The organism is Streptococcus sp. CF7_Ac1-12, from assembly GCF_024295905.1.
GTDB lineage: Bacteria > Bacillota > Bacilli > Lactobacillales > Streptococcaceae > Streptococcus > Streptococcus mitis_AP.
Window position 1 is genome coordinate 14,716 of sequence record NZ_JANCPG010000005.1, and the last position, 20,839, is coordinate 35,554.

The 20,839-nt window shown below is 42.9% G+C and carries 22 protein-coding genes and 1 riboswitch; of the genes, 17 read left to right on the forward strand and 5 right to left on the reverse strand.

Annotated elements, in window-relative coordinates; all coding sequences use genetic code 11:
* The first annotated feature begins 51 nt into the window (after positions 1-51).
* The 4 genes from NMM17_RS03580 to NMM17_RS03595 all read left to right on the forward strand — a co-directional run bounded on the left by NMM17_RS03580 (position 52) and on the right by NMM17_RS03595 (position 5,741).
* A complete protein-coding gene (locus tag NMM17_RS03580) occupies positions 52-2,388 on the forward strand; it encodes an endonuclease MutS2 (RefSeq protein WP_254753851.1) in 2,337 nt (778 codons plus the stop codon).
* Positions 2,389-2,551: 163 nt separating this feature from the next.
* Positions 2,552-2,640, forward strand: a riboswitch (glycine riboswitch).
* A gap of 90 nt (positions 2,641-2,730) precedes the next feature.
* The gene (locus NMM17_RS03585; protein ID WP_254753852.1) at positions 2,731-4,053 is read left to right on the forward strand and encodes a sodium:alanine symporter family protein; all 1,323 of its coding nucleotides are present in this window, start codon (positions 2,731-2,733) and stop codon (positions 4,051-4,053) included.
* Between the two features lie 131 nt (positions 4,054-4,184).
* Positions 4,185-4,733 carry a carboxymuconolactone decarboxylase family protein gene (locus NMM17_RS03590; RefSeq protein ID WP_125851613.1) on the forward strand — a complete coding sequence of 183 codons (549 nt, stop codon included), beginning with the start codon at positions 4,185-4,187 and terminating at the stop codon, positions 4,731-4,733.
* 108 nt (positions 4,734-4,841) lie between these two features.
* The gene (locus NMM17_RS03595) at positions 4,842-5,741 is read left to right on the forward strand and encodes a TDT family transporter (RefSeq protein WP_254753853.1); all 900 of its coding nucleotides are present in this window, start codon (positions 4,842-4,844) and stop codon (positions 5,739-5,741) included.
* 24 nt (positions 5,742-5,765) lie between these two features.
* Here NMM17_RS03595 and serS read toward each other — a convergent pair whose 3' ends face one another.
* From serS to NMM17_RS03610, 3 genes are all read right to left on the reverse strand, one after another.
* A complete protein-coding gene (gene serS / locus NMM17_RS03600; protein WP_084927831.1) occupies positions 5,766-7,040 on the reverse strand; it encodes a serine--tRNA ligase in 1,275 nt (424 codons plus the stop codon).
* Between the two features lie 213 nt (positions 7,041-7,253).
* Positions 7,254-7,625, reverse strand: a complete 372-nt coding sequence (locus tag NMM17_RS03605) for a DUF956 family protein (protein ID WP_000079349.1) — start codon at positions 7,623-7,625, stop codon at positions 7,254-7,256.
* A 2-nt stretch (positions 7,626-7,627) separates the two neighbouring features.
* The gene (locus tag NMM17_RS03610; protein WP_254753854.1) at positions 7,628-8,992 is read right to left on the reverse strand and encodes an aspartate kinase; all 1,365 of its coding nucleotides are present in this window, start codon (positions 8,990-8,992) and stop codon (positions 7,628-7,630) included.
* Between the two features lie 210 nt (positions 8,993-9,202).
* Here NMM17_RS03610 and NMM17_RS03615 point away from each other — a divergent pair, with 210 nt between their 5' ends.
* From NMM17_RS03615 to NMM17_RS03675, 13 genes are all read left to right on the forward strand, one after another.
* Positions 9,203-9,988: an enoyl-CoA hydratase gene (locus NMM17_RS03615; protein WP_120718963.1), complete on the forward strand. Its 786-nt coding sequence runs from the start codon at positions 9,203-9,205 to the stop codon at positions 9,986-9,988.
* A 93-nt stretch (positions 9,989-10,081) separates the two neighbouring features.
* On the forward strand, positions 10,082-10,516 hold the full coding sequence (locus NMM17_RS03620; RefSeq protein ID WP_000386355.1) for a MarR family winged helix-turn-helix transcriptional regulator: 435 nt from the start codon (positions 10,082-10,084) through the stop codon (positions 10,514-10,516).
* The gene (locus tag NMM17_RS03625; protein ID WP_000852954.1) at positions 10,516-11,490 is read left to right on the forward strand and encodes a beta-ketoacyl-ACP synthase III; all 975 of its coding nucleotides are present in this window, start codon (positions 10,516-10,518) and stop codon (positions 11,488-11,490) included. The genes NMM17_RS03620 and NMM17_RS03625 overlap by 1 nt, the downstream gene beginning before the upstream one ends.
* Before the next feature lie 57 nt (positions 11,491-11,547).
* Positions 11,548-11,772 (forward strand): acyl carrier protein, encoded by a 225-nt coding sequence (locus tag NMM17_RS03630; RefSeq protein WP_000257838.1) that lies wholly within the window; start codon positions 11,548-11,550, stop codon positions 11,770-11,772.
* A gap of 116 nt (positions 11,773-11,888) precedes the next feature.
* A complete protein-coding gene (fabK, locus tag NMM17_RS03635; RefSeq protein ID WP_000857458.1) occupies positions 11,889-12,863 on the forward strand; it encodes an enoyl-[acyl-carrier-protein] reductase FabK in 975 nt (324 codons plus the stop codon).
* Complete coding sequence (gene fabD, locus NMM17_RS03640) at positions 12,856-13,779, forward strand: ACP S-malonyltransferase (RefSeq protein WP_000167637.1); 924 nt, start codon at positions 12,856-12,858, stop codon at positions 13,777-13,779. Before fabK ends, fabD begins: the two co-directional genes overlap by 8 nt.
* A gap of 40 nt (positions 13,780-13,819) precedes the next feature.
* On the forward strand, positions 13,820-14,551 hold the full coding sequence (fabG, locus tag NMM17_RS03645) for a 3-oxoacyl-[acyl-carrier-protein] reductase (RefSeq protein WP_001176197.1): 732 nt from the start codon (positions 13,820-13,822) through the stop codon (positions 14,549-14,551).
* A 21-nt stretch (positions 14,552-14,572) separates the two neighbouring features.
* Complete coding sequence (fabF, locus tag NMM17_RS03650) at positions 14,573-15,808, forward strand: beta-ketoacyl-ACP synthase II (RefSeq protein ID WP_000774075.1); 1,236 nt, start codon at positions 14,573-14,575, stop codon at positions 15,806-15,808.
* Between the two features lie 2 nt (positions 15,809-15,810).
* Positions 15,811-16,296 (forward strand): acetyl-CoA carboxylase biotin carboxyl carrier protein, encoded by a 486-nt coding sequence (gene accB, locus NMM17_RS03655; protein ID WP_001052232.1) that lies wholly within the window; start codon positions 15,811-15,813, stop codon positions 16,294-16,296.
* Positions 16,293-16,715, forward strand: a complete 423-nt coding sequence (fabZ, locus tag NMM17_RS03660; RefSeq protein WP_000565515.1) for a 3-hydroxyacyl-ACP dehydratase FabZ — start codon at positions 16,293-16,295, stop codon at positions 16,713-16,715. The genes accB and fabZ overlap by 4 nt, the downstream gene beginning before the upstream one ends.
* An 11-nt stretch (positions 16,716-16,726) precedes the next feature.
* Positions 16,727-18,094 carry an acetyl-CoA carboxylase biotin carboxylase subunit gene (gene accC / locus NMM17_RS03665; protein ID WP_254753855.1) on the forward strand — a complete coding sequence of 456 codons (1,368 nt, stop codon included), beginning with the start codon at positions 16,727-16,729 and terminating at the stop codon, positions 18,092-18,094.
* Between the two features lie 36 nt (positions 18,095-18,130).
* Complete coding sequence (accD, locus tag NMM17_RS03670) at positions 18,131-18,997, forward strand: acetyl-CoA carboxylase, carboxyltransferase subunit beta (RefSeq protein WP_049550931.1); 867 nt, start codon at positions 18,131-18,133, stop codon at positions 18,995-18,997.
* Positions 18,994-19,761 (forward strand): acetyl-CoA carboxylase carboxyl transferase subunit alpha, encoded by a 768-nt coding sequence (locus NMM17_RS03675; RefSeq protein ID WP_001017391.1) that lies wholly within the window; start codon positions 18,994-18,996, stop codon positions 19,759-19,761. Before accD ends, NMM17_RS03675 begins: the two co-directional genes overlap by 4 nt.
* Before the next feature lie 265 nt (positions 19,762-20,026).
* Here the strand turns inward: NMM17_RS03675 and nusB are convergent, their stop codons facing one another.
* Together nusB and NMM17_RS03685 are read right to left on the reverse strand one after the other, a co-directional pair.
* On the reverse strand, positions 20,027-20,452 hold the full coding sequence (gene nusB / locus NMM17_RS03680; protein ID WP_000203639.1) for a transcription antitermination factor NusB: 426 nt from the start codon (positions 20,450-20,452) through the stop codon (positions 20,027-20,029).
* Positions 20,445-20,834, reverse strand: a complete 390-nt coding sequence (locus tag NMM17_RS03685; protein ID WP_000510575.1) for an Asp23/Gls24 family envelope stress response protein — start codon at positions 20,832-20,834, stop codon at positions 20,445-20,447. The genes nusB and NMM17_RS03685 overlap by 8 nt, the downstream gene beginning before the upstream one ends.
* Between the last annotated feature and the right edge of the window lie 5 nt (positions 20,835-20,839).

Below are 20,839 nucleotides of genomic sequence, written 5' to 3' on the forward strand. Positions count from 1 at the left end.
CTGAATGTAAAAAGCTACTACACCTAGACATTCAAAGACAAGGAAATAAAGATGAATAAGAAAATATTAGAAACATTAGAGTTCAATAAGGTCAAGGCCTTGTTTGAACCTCATTTGTTGACAGAGCAGGGCTTGGAGCAACTGAGACAGCTAGCTCCAACTGCTAAGGCAGATAAAATCAAACAGGCTTTTGCTGAGATGAAGGAAATGCAGGCACTCTTCGTCGAGCAACCGCATTTTACCATTCTCGCAACCAAGGAAATTGCAGGAGTCTGTAAGCGGTTGGAGATGGGGGCAGATCTCAATATCGAGGAGTTCCTTCTCTTGAAGCGGGTGCTTCTTGCTAGCCGAGAACTGCAAAGTTTTTACGCCAATCTGGAAAATGTTAGCTTGGAAGAATTAGCTCTTTGGTTTGAGAAATTACACGATTTTCCGCAATTACAAGGAAATCTCCAGGCCTTTAATGATGCAGGTTTTATTGAAAATTTTGCCAGTGAAGAATTAGCGCGCATCCGTCGAAAAATCCATGATAGCGAGAGTCAGGTGCGCGATGTTTTACAGGATCTGCTCAAGCAAAAAGCGCAGATGTTGACAGAAGGAATCGTTGCAAGCAGAAATGGCCGTCAGGTTTTACCTGTCAAAAACACCTACCGCAATAAGATTGCAGGTGTCGTTCATGATATTTCTGCTAGTGGAAACACCGTCTATATCGAACCCCGTGAGGTGGTCAAACTGAGCGAAGAAATTGCCAGTTTACGAGCAGATGAGCGCTATGAAATGCTTCGCATTCTCCAAGAAATTTCTGAACGTGTCCGCCCTCATGCGGCTGAGATTGCCAATGACGCTTGGATTATTGGCCATTTAGACTTGATTCGTGCCAAGGTTCGTTTTATCCAAGAAAGGCAAGCAGTTGTTCCTCAGCTATCAGAAAATCAAGAGATTCAACTGCTCCATGTCTGCCATCCTTTGGTTCAAAATGCCGTCGCAAATGATGTCCATTTTGGCCAAGATTTAACAGCGATTGTCATTACAGGTCCCAATACAGGTGGGAAGACCATCATGCTCAAGACTCTGGGCTTGACACAAGTGATGGCCCAGTCCGGTTTGCCGATTTTAGCAGACAAGGGAAGCCGTGTTGGTATTTTTGAAGAAATCTTTGCTGATATTGGCGATGAGCAGTCTATTGAGCAGAGCTTGTCTACCTTCTCTAGCCACATGACCAATATTGTGGATATTCTTGGCAAGGTCAACCAGCATTCGCTCTTGCTCTTGGATGAGTTGGGGGCTGGTACAGATCCCCAAGAGGGAGCTGCCCTTGCTATGGCTATTCTGGAGGACCTTCGCCTACGTCAAGTCAAGACCATGGCAACCACCCACTATCCAGAACTTAAGGCCTATGGTATCGAGACAGCTTTTGTGCAAAACGCCAGTATGGAGTTTGATACTGCGACTCTTCGTCCAACCTATCGCTTTATGCAGGGTGTGCCTGGCCGAAGCAATGCCTTTGAAATTGCCAAACGCCTAGGTTTATCTGAAGTTATCGTAGGAGATGCCAGTCAGCAGGTCGATCAGGACAATGATGTCAATCGGATTATTGAGCAGCTGGAAGAGCAGACGCTAGAGAGTCGCAAACGCTTGGACAATATCCGTGAGGTGGAGCAAGAAAATCTCAAGATGAACCGTGCTCTCAAAAAACTTTACAACGAGCTTAATCGTGAAAAGGAAACCGAGCTTAACAAGGCGCGTGAACAGGCTGCTGAGATTGTGGACATGGCTCTGAGTGAAAGTGACCAGATTCTCAAAAATCTCCACAGCAAATCCCAACTCAAGCCCCACGAAATCATTGAAGCCAAGGCCAAGTTGAAAAAATTGGCTCCTGAAAAAGTAGATTTGTCTAAAAACAAGGTTCTTCAAAAGGCCAAGAAAAAACGAGCTCCAAAGGTGGGAGATGATATCGTTGTTCTCAGTTATGGACAGCGTGGTACCTTGACCAGTCAACTCAAAGATGGCCGCTGGGAAGCCCAGGTCGGCTTAATTAAGATGACCTTGGAAGAAAAAGAGTTTGACCTCGTTCAAGCCCAGCAAGAAAAGCAAGTCAAGAAGAAACAGGTCAATGTCGTGAAACGAACTTCTGGTCGTGGCCCACAAGCCAGACTGGATCTTCGAGGCAAACGTTACGAAGAAGCAATGAATGAGCTAGATGCTTTTATCGACCAAGCCTTGCTTAATAATATGGCTCAAGTAGATATCATCCATGGTATCGGAACAGGTGTCATCCGTGAAGGTGTCACCAAATACCTACAAAGAAACAAGCATGTCAAGAGTTTCGGCTATGCCCCACAAAATGCTGGAGGCAGTGGTGCGACTATTGTCACTTTTAAAGGATAGCAGTATTCCGGGCTTTATACAGTAAAAACTGTTGAATTAAGTTTTACTAATAAACACATTGACAAAAGCCAACATTTTTTGTAAAATAAGAATCAATTAAATACCAACACCGAATGAAGTTTAATAGAAGTGGCGAATCGTTTGATTTTCCATGACTGTAAATGGACGGAACTCTGGAGAGACCGTAAAGGCACCGAAGGGGCAAGGCAGGCAACTGCTCAAACTCTCAGGTAAAAGGACAGAGCTAGGATAGACCGCTTTTTAGCATTTATCTAAGCATTCCAGAGTACATGTATCTTGCATGTGCTCTTTCTTTTGGGGTTGAAAAGATAGGAGAAGGAAATGTTAGAATTGCTTAAATCAATTGATGCTTTTGCTTGGGGCCCCCCCCTCTTGATTCTCTTGGTCGGGACAGGGATTTACCTAACTGCCCGTCTAGGCCTCTTGCAGGTTTTGCGTCTGCCCAAGGCCTTCCAGCTTATTTTTACTAAGGACAAGGGGCATGGAGATGTATCCAGCTTTGCAGCACTATGTACAGCCCTAGCAGCGACAGTTGGTACGGGAAATATTATCGGGGTAGCTACAGCTATCAAGGTCGGTGGACCAGGAGCACTCTTTTGGATGTGGATGGCCGCTTTCTTTGGGATGGCTACCAAGTATGCGGAAGGACTTTTGGCGATTAAATACCGCACAAAGGACGACCATGGTGCAGTAGCGGGAGGTCCAATGCACTATATCCTTCTAGGGATGGGAGAAAAGTGGCGTCCCCTTGCCATCTTCTTTGCCCTAGCAGGTGTGCTAGTAGCTTTGTTGGGAATCGGAACCTTTACCCAGGTAAACTCGATTACAGAATCTATCCAAAATACAACCGCTATTTCGCCAGCCATCACAGCTCTTGTGTTATCTGTCTTTGTAGCAATTGCAGTCTTTGGCGGGCTCAAGTCCATTTCAAAGGTTTCAACTACTGTTGTTCCTTTTATGGCTATCATTTATATTTTGGGAACTCTGACAGTTATTTTCTTTAATATAGGGGAAATCCCTGCCACAATCGCTTTAATCTTGACATCCGCTTTTAGTCCTGTTGCTGCGGTAGGTGGATTTGCCGGTGCTAGCATTCGGATGGCTATTCAAAACGGTGTGGCGCGTGGTGTATTCTCAAACGAATCTGGTCTGGGTTCTGCTCCCATTGCAGCTGCTGCAGCTAAGACAAACGAACCAGTAGAGCAAGGTTTGATTTCCATGACAGGAACCTTTATTGACACCCTCATTATCTGTACTCTGACTGGTTTGACCATCTTGGTGACTGGTGTTTGGAGTGGTGACTTAAATGGGGTTGCCTTGACTCAGTCAGCCTTCTCAACAGTCTTTTCACACTTTGGACCTGCTCTCTTAACAATCTTCCTTGTGCTCTTTGCCTTTACAACGATTCTTGGTTGGAACTACTATGGAGAACGCTGTTTCGAGTTCCTCTTTGGGGTTCGCTTTATCTGGCTCTACCGTGTGGTCTTTGTACTCATGGTCTTGTTGGGAGGATTTATCGAGTTGGATATGGTTTGGATTATCGCAGATATTGTCAATGCCTTGATGGCTCTGCCAAATTTGATTGCCCTCTTAGTTTTATCGCCAGTCGTTATTGCTGAGACTAAAAAGTATTTTGACAAATAATGAAATCACACAGCTCGTGTGATTTTTTGCTTTCATAAAAAATTTCTATCAGTGCAATTTAAAATATATATTATACACGGTATAGAATCTGTGATAGACTAGATTTCAACAACATGAAAAGAGGTTTTATGATGACAACATTTACTATCCATACAGTCGAATCAGCACCATCAGAAGTAAAAGAAGTTCTTGAAACAGTAGAAAAAGATAACAATGGCTATATTCCCAACCTAATCGGTCTCTTGGCTAATGCACCTACCGCCTTAGAAGCCTACAGAACTGTCGGAGCCATCAACCGTCGCAATAGCCTGACACCAGTTGAGCGTGAAGTGGTGCAAATCACGGCAGCTGTAACTAATGGTTGTGCTTTCTGCGTGGCAGGTCACACAGCTTTTTCCATCAAACAAATCCAGATGAATGATGACCTTCTGCAAGCCCTTCGCAATCGCACTCCAATTGAAACAGATCCTAAATTGGACACCCTAGCTAAGTTTACCTTGGCTGTAATCAATACCAAGGGACGTGTAGGAGATGAAGCCTTGGCTGAGTTTCTAGAAGCTGGATACACTCAACAAAATGCCTTGGATGTGGTTCTTGGTGTCAGCCTAGCAAGCCTCTGTAACTATGCCAACAACCTAGCCAATACCCCAATTAACCCAGAATTGCAACCTTATGCTTAATTCATATCTGAGTAAAATGAAGTCTGAAATAATTTGACTTCATTTTTTATCCCCTCATTTAAGCGCTTTTATGCTATACTGAAACTAACATGATTATTGGAGGTTAGAATGAAAAAACTCCCCTTGGTATTTTCTGGATGTTTGCTAGGTTTAGCAGGAGCTGGAAATCTTATTTTAGATACGTTGCCGGTTCTGTCCCATCTATTTAGTCTGACAGGTTTAATTTTGTGGATATTCTTTCTTATTCTTCATCTCTTTAATTGGAAAGAAACCAAGCAAGAATTGACCAAACCTCCTCTTTTGTCAGGAATGGCGACTTTTCCCATGGCTGGGATGATTTTATCGACTTATGTTTTTCGCGTCTTCCCTCATCTTCCTTTGGTAGCGCAAGGACTCTGGTGGTTTTCATTTCTCTTGGATGTAGCCCTGATTGCTGGTTTTACCATTAAATTTGCCTGTCCGGGGTGGAGGGTTCATGCTACTCCAAGCTGGACGGTTCTCTATGTGGGGATAGCAGTGGCTGCCTTGACCTATCCTCTTGTAGGTATCATCGAAATTGCCTATGCGACCTTGAGTTTTGGTTTTCTCCTAACCTTCTATCTCTATCCCCTTATTTATAGTGATTTAAAGAAACAACCACTCCCCGTAGCCTTGCTTGGTCAAGAAGGAATCTACTGTGCTCCTTTCTCTCTACTCTTGGCTTCCCTAGTTCGAGTTGGAGGAGAGAGCCTACCGACTTGGCTATTAGTTGTGATGATTTTGGCTTCCCAATCCTTCTTTTTCTTTGTTTTGACTCGCCTGCCCAACATTTTAAAACATGGCTTTCAACCAGCCTTTTCAGCCCTCACCTTCCCAACTATTATCACGGCTACCTCGCTCAAGATGGCTCAGGGAATCTTGAAACTTCCATTTTTGGATTATTTAGTACTGGCTGAAACCGCTATTTGCTTAATTATTTTAGTCTTTGTACTAGGTTCTTATCTGAATTGGTTACGAAAAAAGGTCTAGCTAGAAATAGCTAAACCTTATTTTTTATGGTTTGATAACCTCAGCTCCGCCCATGTATGGACGAAGTGCTTCTGGGATGGTCACAGAACCATCTTCATTTTGGTAGTTTTCAAGAATAGCAGCCACTGTACGTCCAACTGCAAGTCCAGAACCGTTCAAGGTATGGAGGAGTTTCACCTTGCCGTCTGCTTCATCACGGTAACGGATTTGGGCACGACGGGCTTGGAAATCTTCTGTGTTTGAACAACTTGAGATTTCACGGTAGGTATTTTGCGCTGGAATCCAAACTTCCAAGTCGTAAGTTTTAGCAGCTGAGAAGCCCATATCTCCTGTAGAGAGAGCAACGACACGGTATGGAAGGTTAAGTTTTTGAAGGATATTTTCAGCGTTGGCTGTCATTTTTTCCAATTCTTCATAAGATTCTTCTGGCTTGGCAAATTTAACCATTTCAACCTTGTGGAATTGGTGCAAACGAATCAAGCCACGAGTATCACGACCGGCAGAACCAGCCTCAGAACGGAATGATGGACTCATAGCAGTGAAGTAGATTGGCAGGTCTTTACCGTCCAGGATTTCATCACGGTAGTAGTTTGTCAGAGGAACTTCAGCTGTAGGAATAAGGACGTAATTGCTATCGCTGAGTTCAAAAGTATCTTCCTTGAATTTTGGATATTGACCAGTACCAAACATAGAGTCATGGTTAACCATGTAAGGCGTGATGACTTCCGTATAGCCTTCTTTTCCATGTTCATCCAACATAAAGTTGTAGATGGCACGTTCCAAACGAGCACCGAGACCTTTATAGAAGAGGAAACGAGCGCCTGTTACCTTACCACCGCGTTCCCAGTCAAGGATACCAAGATCTTCACCAAGATCCCAGTGAGCTTTTGGCTCGAAATCGAACTCGCGTGGAGTACCCCAACGGCGAACTTCCACATTGTCATCTTCGTCAGCCCCAACAGGAACGCTGTCAGCTGGGATGTTTGGAAGAGTAGTAGTAAATTCTGTCAATTTAGCATCGATTTCTGCCAATTCAGCATCCAAGGCTTTGACTTCAGCAGATAGAGTTTGCATGGCAGCAATCTTGTCATCTGCATTTTCCTTGTTGCGTTTGGCTTGGGCAATCTCAGCAGAAACTGTGTTACGTTCTGCTTTTAAAGTTTCAACCTTGACCAAGATGTCACGACGTTTAGCATCGATTTCTTTCATCTCGTTTAAGATAGCAGCATCTACACCACGTGTAGCTAATTTTTCTGCGACAGCATCAAAGTCTGTACGAATACGTTTGATATCTAACATAAGAACTCCTTTATGAAAAAAGCACACCTGACAAAGCGTTGGAGTGGCAGGGCCACGGTTCCATCCAACTTCACAGGTGTGCACTTGATTGTGTATGTAATTGTTACTAACGGTAGAATTTCACCTATCCCTCCTATCTGCTCGCAGCACCCGCAGACTTTCTGAAAGAAGAAGATAACCTACTTATCCGTTGCTATGATTATACTAAAGTTTCTACTTTTTTGCAAATAGATTTTTAAATTTTTGCCCAATGGTCTGAATTAGGGTTGGAAGCTTGACGACCTTGTCATTGCCCAATTTTTCACGCGCAATTTTGAGAATGGCACCTGAGTCTTTTGAAGCAAAGAGGAATTTTCCTCTGTCTGTAAAGACTTCGAAGTGGCGACTGATTTTTCGCCCAGTGACATTGGCTCCAATCTGGTTGATATGGCTCCAAGGAATCTGGATAAATTGTTCGACATTGACATCTGGGTAAAATTCCAGAGCCTGATCTCCGACTAGGAATTTCCCAACTTTCCCAGCTATAGAGAGGTAGGAAGTGCCTGTCGTATTGAGGAGCACTGTTTTGTTAAGCGATTGGGCCATGATTAGTCTTCCTTACTTTCACCGAAAAAGGCATTGTAGAGGGCTTTGATTGCTGCTTTCTCTTGGTCTTTATTGACAACAAACATGATAGAAACTTCACTAGAACCTTGAGACATCATCTGGATGTTGATCTTGTTTTCAGATAGCGCGCGCGTTGCAGTAGCAGTTACTCCAATATGACTCTTCATCTTTTCACCAACAATCATAATGATAGAAAGGTCGTGTTCGATTTCTGCATGGTCTACCTCAGCCTTTTGCACCAACTGACGAAGGATTTCTTCTTCCTTGATAGGAGTTAGTTCGCGAGAACGGAGAATGATTGAAAGATCGTCGATACCTGTTGGCATATGTTCCCAACCAATGTTGAGGTCTTCAAGGATTTGCAGAACCTTGCGTCCAAATCCAATCTCACGGTTCATGAGGTATTTGGACATGTTGATGCTGACAAAGCCAGAGTCACCAGCAATTCCCACAACTGGAAATTCATCACTACTGTGTTTTAGAACGATACGAGTACCTGGATGGTCAGGATTGTTGGTGTTCTTGATAACTAGAGGAATTTTTCCACGGTAGGCAGGTAGAAGAGCTTCATCATGAAGGACTGAGAATCCTGCATAGGCCAACTCACGCATTTCACGATAGGTTAATTCAGGGATAGAATGTGGTTGATGGATTATACCAGGGTGGGCAGCAAAGATACCATCAACGTCCGTAAAGTTTTCATAGAGGTCGGCTTTTACACCAGCAGCAATGATAGAACCAGTGATATCAGAGCCTCCACGTGAGAAGGTACAAATTTGATTTTCCTTGGTAACCCCAAAGAAACCAGGAATGACCAGAACTTCATTTGCATTGGTCAATTCTTCAATCTTGTCATAACTTGATGGAATGATGCGAGCGTTACCAGGTTCACTTGTGACCATAATACCAGCTTCTCTAGGGTGCACATAGCGTGCATCAATACCATTTTGATTAAAGTAGGCAGCAATCAATTTAGCATTGTTATTTTCACCCGCTGCGAGGAAAGTATCGTAGAGAAATTCATTTTCATCAATAGGAAGAGTGGCCAAGGCGCGAATGCTTTTTGAAATTTTTTCTAGAACAGCTGGCTTCAGTCCCAATTCGCTTACCATAGCAGCATAGCGGTCGATAATCCAATTTTGACTCTTGCTAATATCGTTACCAGCGACATAATCACGGTAGTATTTAATCAAGGCATCCGTAACCTTAGTGTCTTCAGCGTTTCGTTTACCAGGTGCAGAAACGACTACAAAACGACGCTCTGGATCGCTTTTGACGATGTTTAAAACTTTTTCTAATTGACCAGCAGAGGCAAGAGAGCTACCTCCAAATTTAACAACCTTCATAAGAACTCCTAAAGTAAGTATTTTATACGATTATAGCAGAAAGAAAGTCTTTTTTCAATGAAGAAAATAAGATGCGTTCTAGTATAAAGCGAGCCTTTCTAATCGGCTGAGACACTTTTAGTCGATTTTTTTATTGCTTTCTGCTCCTAAAAAAGATATACTTTGATAATAAAATAATTTAAATCGCTTATAAAACAAAAAGGAGTCCTGATGGAACACATTATTTATCAGCTTGAAGAGGATTTAGCAATCATTACGTTAAACCGTCCTGAGGTCGCTAACGGTTTCCACATTCCCATGTGTGAGGAGATTTTAGAAGCTCTGATTTTGGCAGAAGAGGATCCGGCTGTGCATTTTGTCTTAATCAACGCGAATGGCAAAGTCTTCTCTGTTGGGGGAGATTTGGTTGAGATGAAGCGAGCAGTCGATGAGGATGATATTCCATCATTGACGAAAATCGCAGAATTGGTCAATACTATTTCTTATAAAATCAAGCAAATTGCTAAACCTGTCTTGATGGAGGTTGATGGGGCTGTTGCAGGTGCCGCAGCAAATATGGCTGTTGCTGCAGATTTCTGTCTGGCAACGGATAAGGCTAAATTTATCCAAGCCTTTGTTGGAGTTGGCTTGGCTCCGGATGCAGGAGGAATTCATCTCTTGAGTCGAAGTATTGGTGTGACGCGTGCTGCTCAATTAGCTATGACAGGAGAGGCATTGACAGCAGAAAAAGCTCTAGAGTGGGGCCTGGTTTACCGTGTCTGTGAAGCTGATAAACTTGAAAAGACTAGAGAACAGCTTCTTAAAAAATTAAGACGTGGTTCAAGCAATTCCTATGCTGCCATTAAGAAGTTGGTGTGGGAGAGCCAATTCAAAGATTGGCAAGATTATGCTACTTTAGAACTGAACCTACAGGAATCCTTAGCTCAAACAGAGGATTTCAAAGAAGGAGTTCGGGCTCATTCGGAAAGAAGACGACCTAAATTTACAGGAAAATAAAAAAATACTTGCACCATTCTTTGAACTTTGATATAATTCTTTTGTCAAATGTTTTGATTCTAAAAGTTTTTTTGAAAAGGAGGGAAGGAAAGATTGGACTACCAACGAATTAATGAATATTTAACGTCTATATTTAACAATGTCCTCGTTATTGAGGAAGTTAGCTTGAGAGGTAGTCGTTTCAAGGATATCTCCATCAAAGAAATGCATACGATTGATGTGATTGGAAAAGTTCCAGATGTGACACCAAGTCAAGTGTCAAAAGAGTTGATGGTGACTCTTGGGACAGTTACGACTAGTTTGAATAATCTCGAACGTAAGGGTTACATTGAACGCATTCGTTCAGAACATGATCGACGTGTGGTACATCTGCATTTGACAAAGAAAGGTCGCTTGGTTCATAGGCTACATAAACGCTTCCACAAGGCCATGGTTGAAAAAATCATTGATGGTATGAGTAAGCAAGAAATTGAGGTTATGAGCAAAGGTTTGACCAATCTTTATCAATTTTTGGAGGATTTGAGATAATGGCTTTTGCAAAAATAAGCCAGGTTGCTCATTATGTGCCAGAGCAAGTGGTTACAAATCATGATTTGGCTCAGATTATGGATACCAATGATGAGTGGATTTCAAGTCGGACGGGAATACGACAAAGGCATATTTCAAGAACAGAATCTACTAGTGATTTGGCTACAGAAGTTGCCAAGAAACTGATGGCAAAAGCTGGAATCACAGGAGGGGAGTTGGATTTTATCATCCTAGCTACCATTACTCCAGATTCGATGATGCCCTCTACAGCTGCTCGTGTTCAAGCTAATATTGGTGCTAATAAGGCCTTTGCTTTTGACCTAACAGCGGCTTGCAGTGGATTTGTATTTGCTCTTTCAACTGCTGAAAAGTTTATCGCTTCTGGTCGCTTTCAAAAAGGCTTGGTGATTGGTAGTGAAACCCTCTCTAAAGCAGTCGATTGGTCAGACCGATCAACAGCTGTTTTGTTTGGAGATGGTGCTGGTGGTGTCTTGTTAGAAGCTAGCGAGCAAGAGCATTTCTTGGCAGAGAGTCTCAATAGCGATGGAAGTCGCAGCGAGTGTCTGACCTATGGACATTCAGGGTTACATTCTCCATTTTCAGATCAAGAAAGTGCAGATTCATTTTTGAAGATGGATGGGCGCGCAGTCTTTGATTTTGCTATTCGGGACGTAGCCAAGTCTATCAAGCAGACTATTGATGAATCTCCTATAGAGGCGACAAACTTGGATTATCTGCTACTTCATCAGGCTAATGACCGTATTTTGGATAAGATGGCTAGAAAAATCGGTGTTAACCGAGATAAACTTCCAGCCAATATGATGGAATATGGCAATACCAGTGCAGCCAGTATCCCGATTTTACTTTCAGAGTGTGTAGAACAAGGTCTTATCCGTTTAGATGGTAGCCAGACTGTTCTACTATCAGGCTTCGGTGGAGGCTTGACATGGGGCACGCTCATTCTTACAATTTAGGTAATCATGTGGTGAACACATTGTTATAAAAACTATTTATTTTAAAGGAGTCCTATCATGGCAGTATTTGAAAAAGTACAAGAAATTATCGTTGAAGAACTTGGAAAAGACGCATCAGAAGTAACACTTGAATCAACTTTTGATGATTTGGACGCAGATTCATTGGACTTGTTCCAAGTAATCTCAGAAATTGAAGATGCTTTTGATATCCAAATCGAAGCAGAAGATGACTTGAAAACAGTTGGTGACTTGGTTGCCTACGTTGAAGAGCAAACAAAATAAACAGAATATAGATAGAAGGAGTAGGGAAACCCGCTCCCTCTTGTTTAGGCAATAGTTTGATTGTCAAATTATGACGATATCGAACTATTACGTAAGCAAGAAAGGATGGAGGCACTATGAAAACACGTATTACAGAATTATTGAATATTGAATATCCTATTTTCCAAGGAGGAATGGCCTGGGTCGCTGATGGTGATTTGGCAGGGGCTGTTTCCAAGGCTGGAGGACTAGGGATTATCGGTGGGGGGAATGCACCTAAAGAAGTTGTCAAGGCAAATATTGATAAAATCAAATCATTGACTGATAAACCCTTTGGTGTCAACATCATGCTCTTGTCTCCCTTTGTGGAAGATATTGTAGACCTCGTTATCGAGGAAGGTGTTAAGGTAGTGACAACAGGCGCAGGAAATCCTGGTAAATACATGGAACGTTTCCATGAAGCAGGTATTACAGTTATTCCAGTTGTACCAAGTGTTGCCCTAGCAAAACGCATGGAAAAAATCGGTGCGGACGCTGTTATTGCAGAAGGGATGGAAGCTGGGGGACATATTGGGAAATTAACAACTATGACCCTGGTACGCCAGGTAGCTGCTGCTGTGTCTATTCCTGTTATTGCTGCAGGTGGAATTGCAGATGGTGAAGGTGCTGCTGCTGGCTTTATGCTAGGGGCAGAGGCGGTTCAGGTTGGAACTCGTTTTGTCGTTGCAAAAGAGTCTAATGCCCATCCAAATTATAAGGCAAAAATTTTAAAAGCTAGAGATATTGATACTACGATTTCAGCTCAACACTTTGGACATGCTGTTCGTGCGATTAAAAATCAGTTGACTCGTGATTTTGAACAAGCTGAAAAAGATGCCTTTAAACAAGAAAATCCAGATTTGGAAATTTTTGAACAAATGGGAGCAGGTGCTCTAGCCAAAGCGGTTGTCCACGGAGATGTGGATGGAGGCTCTGTCATGGCAGGTCAAATTGCAGGCCTTGTTTCCAAAGAAGAAACCGTTGAAGAAATCCTAAAAGATTTGTATTACGGAGCAGCTAAGAAAATTCAAGAAGAAGCCTCTCGTTGGGCAGGAGTTGTAAGAAATGACTAAAACAGCCTTTTTATTTGCTGGTCAAGGTGCCCAGTATCTAGGTATGGGTCGTGATCTATATGATCACTATCCTATTGTCAAAGAAACAATTGATCAAGCGAGTCAGGTACTCGGTTATGATTTGCGTCATCTCATTGATACGGCAGAAGAAAAACTCAATCAGACCCGCTATACGCAACCAGCTATTTTAGCAACTTCAGTTGCTATCTACCGTTTATTGCAAGAAAAGGGCTATCAGCCTGACATGGTTGCTGGTTTGTCCCTTGGAGAATACTCTGCCTTGGTGGCCAGCGGTGCCTTGGATTTTGAAGAAGCGGTAGCCTTGGTAGCTAAGCGTGGAGCCTATATGGAAGAAGCGGCCCCTGCTGGTTCTGGCAAGATGGTAGCAGTTCTCAATACGCCAGTAGAGGTTATTGAAGAAGTCTGTCGAAAAGCTTCTGAACTTGGAGTAGTTACCCCAGCCAACTATAATACACCTGCACAAATCGTGATTGGTGGAGAAGTGGTAGCAGTTGATCGAGCTGTCGAACTCTTGCAGGAGGCAGGAGCTAAACGCTTGATTCCTCTCAAGGTTTCAGGGCCCTTTCATACCGCTCTCCTTGAGCCTGCCAGCCAGAGACTAGCTGAAACTCTAGCTCAGGTAAGTTTTTCAGATTTCACTTGTCCCCTAGTCGGCAATACAGAAGCTGCAGTTATGCAAAAAGAAGACATTGCTCAACTCTTGACGCGTCAGGTCAAGGAACCAGTTCGTTTCTATGAAAGTATTGCAGTTATGCAAGAAGCAGGCGTAACTAACTTTATCGAGATTGGCCCGGGGAAAGTCTTGTCAGGTTTTGTCAAAAAAATTGATAAGACCGCTAAACTAGCCAATGTTGAAGATCAGGCTAGTTTGGAAACTTTGCTAGAAAACAAGTAATCCCTTCTCCCATAAATACAAGAGGAAACAGGAGAAAAGAATGCAACTAAAAAATAAAAATATCTTTATTACAGGTTCGAGTCGTGGAATTGGTCTTGCCATTGCCCATAAGTTTGCTCAAGCAGGAGCCAATATTGTCTTAAACAGTCGTGGTGCAATTTCAGAAGAATTGCTCGCTGAGTTTTCAAACTATGGTGTCAAGGTGGTTCCCATTTCAGGAGATGTATCAGATTTTGCAGACGCTAAACGTATGGTTGATCAAGCTATTGCAGAGCTGGGTTCAGTAGATGTTTTGGTCAATAATGCAGGGATTACCCAAGATACCCTTATGCTCAAGATGACAGAAGCGGATTTTGAAAAAGTGCTCAAGGTTAACTTGACTGGTGCCTTTAACATGACACAATCAGTCTTGAAACCGATGATGAAAGCCAGAGAAGGTGCTATCATTAATATGTCTAGTGTTGTTGGTTTGATGGGAAATATCGGTCAAGCTAACTATGCAGCTTCTAAGGCTGGTTTGATTGGTTTTACTAAGTCTGTGGCTCGTGAAGTGGCCAATCGCAATATCAGAGTTAATGCTATTGCACCTGGAATGATTGAGTCCGATATGACAGCTGTTCTATCAGACAAGGTAAAAGATGCTATGCTGGCACAAATTCCTATGAAAGAATTTGGTCAGGCAGAGCAGGTTGCAGATTTGACAGTATTTTTAGCAGGCCAAGATTATCTAACTGGTCAAGTGGTTGCCATTGATGGTGGCTTAAGTATGTAGCAGAAGCTAGAGGTAAAAAAGATGAAACTAAATCGCGTAGTAGTAACAGGTTATGGAGTAACATCTCCAATCGGAAATACACCAGAAGAATTTTGGAATAGTTTGACAACTGGAAAAATCGGAATTGGTCAAATTACGAAATTTGATCATAGTGACTTTGATGTGCATAATGCAGCAGAAATCCAAGATTTTCCTTTTGATAAATACTTTGTTAAGAAAGATACCAATCGTTTTGATAATTATTCTTTATATGCCTTGTATGCAGCCCAAGAAGCTGTTAATCACGCTAATCTCGATGTAGAGACTCTTGACAAGGATCGTTTTGGTGTTATTGTGGCTTCTGGTATTGGTGGAATCAAGGAAATTGAAGATCAAGTGCTTCGCCTAAATGACAAAGGACCAAAACGTGTGAAACCATTGACCCTTCCAAAAGCCTTGCCAAATATGGCTTCAGGAAATGTGGCTATGCGTTTTGGAGCAAACGGTGTTTGTAAATCCATCAATACTGCCTGTGCTTCATCAAATGACGCGATTGGGGATGCCTTCCGCTCCATTAAGTTTGGTTTCCAAGACGTTATGTTGGTAGGTGGTTCAGAAGCTTCTATCACACCTTTTGCTATTGCTGGTTTCCAAGCCCTAACTGCTCTCTCAACTACAGAGGATCCAACTCGTGCTTCCATTCCATTTGATAAGGACCGTAACGGTTTTGTTATGGGAGAAGGTTCAGGAATGTTGGTTCTTGAAAGCCTTGAACACGCTGAAAAACGTGGGGCTACTATCTTGGCTGAAGTGGTTGGTTACGGAAATACTTGTGATGCCTACCACATGACTTCACCACATCCAGAAGGTCAGGGAGCTATCAAGGCCATCAAACTAGCCTTGGAAGAAGCTGAGATTTCTCCAGAGCAAGTAGCCTATGTCAATGCTCACGGAACGTCAACTCCTGCTAATGAAAAAGGAGAAAGTGGTGCGATCGTGGCTGTTCTTGGTAAGGAAGTACCTGTATCATCAACTAAGTCTTTCACAGGACATTTGCTGGGCGCTGCAGGTGCAGTAGAAGCTATCGTTACCATCGAAGCTATGCGTCATAACTTTGTACCAATGACAGCTGGGACAAGTGAAGTATCAGATTATATCGAAGCCAATGTCGTTTATGGACAAGGCTTGGAGCAAGAAATTCCATACGCTATTTCAAATACCTTTGGTTTTGGTGGGCACAATGCAGTTCTTGCTTTCAAACGTTGGGAGAATAAATAACTATGAATTTAAACGATATTAAAGACTTGATGGCCCAATTTGACCAGTCAAGTTTGAGAGAATTTTCTTATAAAAATGGGACGGATGAGTTGCAGTTTAGCAAGAATGAAGCGAGACTGGTGTCTGAAGTTGCACCTCAAGTCGCTCCAGCACCCGTTCTAGCAACACCAAGTCCAGTAGCCTCTACATCTGCTCTAGCAGAAACTGTAACAGAAGAGGTTCCAGCTCCAGCAGAAGTAAGTGTGGTTGCTGAGGGAGATGTTGTAGAGAGCCCACTTGTTGGAGTGGCTTACTTGGCTGCTGGCCCAGATAAACCTGCCTTCGTTACAGTTGGTGATAGTGTTAAAAAAGGTCAAACACTGGTCATTATCGAAGCCATGAAAGTCATGAATGAAATCCCAGCTCCTAAGGATGGTGTGGTAACAGAAATTCTCGTTTCTAACGAAGAAATGGTTGAATTTGGTAAAGGATTGGTACGAATCAAATGATTGATATTCAAGGAATCAAAGAAGCCCTTCCCCACCGTTATCCTATGCTCCTAGTGGACCGTGTCTTGGAAGTGAGTGAGGATACCATTGTTGCCATCAAAAATGTGACCATCAACGAACCCTTCTTTAACGGTCATTTCCCTCAATATCCAGTTATGCCAGGTGTTCTAATCATGGAAGCCTTGGCGCAAACAGCTGGTGTCTTGGAGTTGTCAAAACCTGAAAATAAAGGAAAACTAGTCTTTTACGCTGGTATGGATAAGGTTAAATTCAAGAAGCAAGTTGTACCAGGCGACCAATTGGTTATGACAGCGACTTTTGTAAAACGTCGTGGCACCATAGCTGTGGTTGAAGCAAAGGCTGAAGTGGATGGCAAGCTTGCGGCCAGTGGTACTCTTACCTTTGCAATAGGGAACTAAGGAGGTTCTCCATGTTTCGAAAAATTTTAATTGCCAATCGTGGTGAAATTGCGGTTCGTATTATCCGTGCGGCGCGTGAATTGGGGATTGCAACGGTGGCGGTTTATTCAACTGCTGATAAGGAAGCCCTTCATACGCTTTTGGCAGATGAAGCAGTTTGTATCGGCCCTGGCAAGGCAACAGAGTCTTATCTCAATATCAATGCGGTTCTATCAGCTGCAGTCTTGACTGAGGCAGAAGCCATTCACCCAGGTTTTGGATTTCTTAGTGAAAATTCCAAATTTGCAACTTTGTGTGAAGAGGTGGGGATTAAGTTTATCGGTCCATCTGGTCATGTTATGGATATGATGGGGGATAAGATCAATGCGCGTGCTCAGATGATCAAAGCAGGCGTGCCTGTTATACCAGGTTCGGATGGAGAAGTGCATAACTCTGAGGAAGCTTTGATTGTTGCTGAAAAAATTGGCTACCCTGTTATGCTCAAGGCTTCAGCAGGTGGAGGTGGTAAAGGGATTCGTAAGGTTGAAAAACCAGAAGATCTCGTTTCCGCCTTTGATACTGCTTCAAGTGAAGCCAAGGCCAATTATGACAATGGTGCCATGTACATAGAACGGGTTATCTATCCAGCTCGTCACATCGAGGTTCAAATCCTAGGAGATGAGCATGGACATGTGATTCACTTGGGGGAACGGGATTGTTCTCTTCAACGGAATAACCAAAAGGTTTTGGAAGAAAGTCCTTCGATTGCAATCGGAAAAACGTTGCGTAATGAAATCGGTGCTGCTGCTGTTCGAGCAGCAGAGTCTGTTGGCTATGAGAATGCAGGGACCATTGAGTTTCTCCTTGATGAAGCAAGTGGCAATTTCTACTTCATGGAGATGAATACTCGTGTACAGGTGGAACATCCAGTAACAGAATTTGTTTCAGGCGTTGATATCGTTAAGGAACAGATTCGCATTGCGGCAGGTCAGCCCCTGTCTGTTAAGCAAGAAGATATTGTCCTACGCGGTCATGCTATCGAGTGTCGTATTAATGCAGAAAATCCAGCCTTAAACTTTGCTCCAAGTCCAGGTAAGATTACCAATCTCTATCTGCCAAGTGGAGGAGTTGGCTTGCGCGTGGATTCAGCAGTTTATCCAGGCTATACCATTCCACCTTATTATGATAGTATGATTGCCAAAATCATCGTTCACGGTGAAAATCGTTTTGATGCACTTATGAAAATGCAACGTGCCCTCTATGAATTAGAGATTGAAGGGGTGCAGACCAATGCAGATTTCCAGCTTGACCTCATTTCAGATCGCAATGTCATTGCTGGAGATTACGATACTTCCTTCTTGATGGAAACCTTCTTACCCAAATATCAAGAAAAAGAATAAAATGACTTCAAGAGTTTAAACCGAAAAGGGGAATCAATGGCTCTATTTAGTAAAAAAGATAAGTATATTCGAATTAATCCCAATCGTTCGGTTAGGGAAAAACCTCAAGCCAAGCCAGAGGTTCCAGATGAATTATTCTCCCAGTGTCCAGGCTGTAAGCATACCATTTATCAGAAGGATCTGGGAAGTGAGCGTATCTGTCCGCATTGTAGCTATACCTTTCGTATTTCTGCCCAAGAACGCTTGGCTTTGATGATTGATATGGGAACCTTCAAGGAATTGTTTACAGGGATTGAAAGCAAGGATCCCTTGCATTTCCCTGGTTATCAAAAGAAACTAGCAGCTATGCGTGAAAAAACTGGTCTGGATGAAGCTGTTGTGACAGGAACTGCTCTTATTAAAGGTCAGACTGTGGCTCTTGGGATTATGGATTCCAACTTTATCATGGCTTCTATGGGTACGGTTGTAGGGGAGAAAATCACTCGTTTGTTTGAGTATGCGACTGTTGAACAGTTGCCAGTTGTTCTCTTCACAGCATCTGGTGGAGCCCGTATGCAGGAAGGAATCATGAGTCTCATGCAGATGGCCAAGATCTCTGCAGCGGTTAAACGCCATTCAAATGCAGGTCTCTTTTACCTGACTATTTTGACAGATCCAACGACAGGTGGTGTGACAGCTTCTTTCGCTATGGAAGGTGATATCATTCTGGCTGAACCACAGAGCTTGGTCGGTTTTGCTGGGCGTCGTGTGATTGAAAATACGGTTCGTGAAAGCTTGCCTGAGGATTTCCAAAAGGCAGAATTCCTACTGGAACATGGCTTTGTAGATGCTATTGTCAAAAGAAGAGACTTGCCAGACACCATTGCTAGCCTAGTCAGATTGCACGGAGGGAGTCCTAGATGAATATTGCAAAAATAGTCAGAGAAGCGCGTGAGCAGAGTCGCTTGACAACCTTGGACTTTGCGACAGGCATTTTTGATGACTTTATCCAATTACACGGTGACCGTTCTTTTCGTGACGATGGTGCAGTTGTTGGTGGTATTGGCTGGCTTGGAGATCAAGCCGTAACAGTGGTTGGTATCCAAAAAGGCAAGAGTTTGCAAGATAACCTCAAACGAAATTTTGGCCAACCACATCCAGAAGGCTATCGTAAGGCCCTACGGTTGATGAAACAGGCAGAAAAGTTTGGCCGTCCAGTTGTGACCTTTATCAATACAGCAGGTGCCTATCCTGGTGTCGGCGCGGAAGAACGTGGTCAAGGTGAAGCTATCGCTCGCAATCTCATGGAAATGAGTGACCTGAAAGTTCCGATTATCGCCATCATTATCGGTGAAGGTGGTTCAGGCGGTGCACTGGCTCTGGCCGTTGCAGACCGTGTCTGGATGCTGGAAAATTCTATCTATGCCATTCTCAGTCCAGAAGGCTTTGCTTCCATTCTATGGAAGGACGGTACTCGTGCCATGGAAGCAGCAGAACTGATGAAAATCACTTCACATGAGCTGTTAGAGATGGCCGTGGTGGATAAGGTGATTTCTGAAGCAGGATTTTCGAGCAAAGAACTGATTAAGACTGTGAAAAAAGAACTCCAAACGGAGCTAGCCATACTTTCACAAAAACCGTTAGAAGAGTTGTTGGAAGAGCGCTATCAACGGTTTAGAAAATACTAATACTCTTCGAAAATCTCTTCAAACCACGTCAGCTTCGCCTTGTCGTATATATGTTACTGACTTCGTCAGTTCTATCCACAACCTCAAAACCGTGTTTTGAGCAGCCTACGGCTAGCTTCCTAGTTTGCTCTTTGATTTTCATTGAGTATAATTCTTTAGAATACGCAAAAACTAGAACTGACTGCCAGTTCTAGTTTTTATGTGGCTCTTACTTTGTGCAAAGGGGAAAGTCAAAAGGTGCTTGGAAGACCAAACGCCTTTTTGATTATTCATTTTCTTCAGTTACAAATTGGCTAAGCAGTCCGTTGATGAAGCGGGCTGATTTTTGATCTGAAAAATTCTTAGCGAGTTCAATGGCTTCATTGACTGCTACCAGCTGAGGTGTATCAAATGATGTGATTTCAAAGATACCCAAGCGTAGTAAGTTTTTTTCGACCAAGGTCAAGCGTTCAACTGTCCAGCCTGACTTGAGGTGCTGGTTGATTTGTTTATCCAACTCGTCTTTTTGAGCTTGAACGCCAGAAACCAAGTTCAGAAGAAAGGTAGGGATTTGCACATCTGCATCTTCACGGTCATGCGTGTAGGCAAAGTGACAAGCTGTTTCCATATCTGTGCCGAATTCAAGGCTCATGAGAGCTTGAAAAGCGCATTTACGAAGTTCACGTCTAGATTCTAATAATGGACTAGTCATTGAGGAAGTCCTCGTTAAATAGATCTTTCAACTCAGGTTTTGGTGTTTTGTCTGGAACGATTCCTGCAACATGGATGTTAACAGCAGCAAGTTCCACATCAGCCATATCACGGACAGCATCTTTGACTGCTTTTTGAATAGCAAGAGCCACTTTTGGTACCTTCACACCGTACTCAAGATAGAGATAGATGTCAGCAGTTAGTTCTTCGTTGCTTTCTTTTAAGTAGACGCCACGACCAAGAGAGAGTTTTGATAGGGTATCAGATACGGATTTATTTGAAAATGAGTGGACACCATCAACTTTAGCAGTTGCGATGGCAATGATTTTTTCAAGTACACGTGGAGCGATAACGATTTCGCCAAATTGTTCTTCAATTCCCATAGAAT

Excerpts from the sequence above, each read along its gene's own strand:
- NMM17_RS03580 (WP_254753851.1), top strand. The coding sequence starts at position 52 with ATGAATAAGAAAATATTAGAAACATTAGAGTTCAATAAGGTCAAGGCC.
- NMM17_RS03585 (WP_254753852.1), top strand. The coding sequence starts at position 2,731 with ATGTTAGAATTGCTTAAATCAATTGATGCTTTTGCTTGGGGCCCCCCC.
- NMM17_RS03590 (WP_125851613.1), top strand. The coding sequence starts at position 4,185 with ATGACAACATTTACTATCCATACAGTCGAATCAGCACCATCAGAAGTA.
- NMM17_RS03595 (WP_254753853.1), top strand. The coding sequence starts at position 4,842 with ATGAAAAAACTCCCCTTGGTATTTTCTGGATGTTTGCTAGGTTTAGCA.
- serS (WP_084927831.1), bottom strand. The coding sequence starts at position 7,040 with ATGTTAGATATCAAACGTATTCGTACAGACTTTGATGCTGTCGCAGAA.
- NMM17_RS03605 (WP_000079349.1), bottom strand. The coding sequence starts at position 7,625 with ATGGCCCAATCGCTTAACAAAACAGTGCTCCTCAATACGACAGGCACT.
- NMM17_RS03610 (WP_254753854.1), bottom strand. The coding sequence starts at position 8,992 with ATGAAGGTTGTTAAATTTGGAGGTAGCTCTCTTGCCTCTGCTGGTCAA.
- NMM17_RS03615 (WP_120718963.1), top strand. The coding sequence starts at position 9,203 with ATGGAACACATTATTTATCAGCTTGAAGAGGATTTAGCAATCATTACG.
- NMM17_RS03625 (WP_000852954.1), top strand. The coding sequence starts at position 10,516 with ATGGCTTTTGCAAAAATAAGCCAGGTTGCTCATTATGTGCCAGAGCAA.
- NMM17_RS03630 (WP_000257838.1), top strand. The coding sequence starts at position 11,548 with ATGGCAGTATTTGAAAAAGTACAAGAAATTATCGTTGAAGAACTTGGA.
- fabK (WP_000857458.1), top strand. The coding sequence starts at position 11,889 with ATGAAAACACGTATTACAGAATTATTGAATATTGAATATCCTATTTTC.
- fabD (WP_000167637.1), top strand. The coding sequence starts at position 12,856 with ATGACTAAAACAGCCTTTTTATTTGCTGGTCAAGGTGCCCAGTATCTA.
- fabG (WP_001176197.1), top strand. The coding sequence starts at position 13,820 with ATGCAACTAAAAAATAAAAATATCTTTATTACAGGTTCGAGTCGTGGA.
- fabF (WP_000774075.1), top strand. The coding sequence starts at position 14,573 with ATGAAACTAAATCGCGTAGTAGTAACAGGTTATGGAGTAACATCTCCA.
- accB (WP_001052232.1), top strand. The coding sequence starts at position 15,811 with ATGAATTTAAACGATATTAAAGACTTGATGGCCCAATTTGACCAGTCA.
- fabZ (WP_000565515.1), top strand. The coding sequence starts at position 16,293 with ATGATTGATATTCAAGGAATCAAAGAAGCCCTTCCCCACCGTTATCCT.
- accC (WP_254753855.1), top strand. The coding sequence starts at position 16,727 with ATGTTTCGAAAAATTTTAATTGCCAATCGTGGTGAAATTGCGGTTCGT.
- accD (WP_049550931.1), top strand. The coding sequence starts at position 18,131 with ATGGCTCTATTTAGTAAAAAAGATAAGTATATTCGAATTAATCCCAAT.
- NMM17_RS03675 (WP_001017391.1), top strand. The coding sequence starts at position 18,994 with ATGAATATTGCAAAAATAGTCAGAGAAGCGCGTGAGCAGAGTCGCTTG.
- nusB (WP_000203639.1), bottom strand. The coding sequence starts at position 20,452 with ATGACTAGTCCATTATTAGAATCTAGACGTGAACTTCGTAAATGCGCT.
- NMM17_RS03685 (WP_000510575.1), bottom strand. The coding sequence starts at position 20,834 with ATGGGAATTGAAGAACAATTTGGCGAAATCGTTATCGCTCCACGTGTA.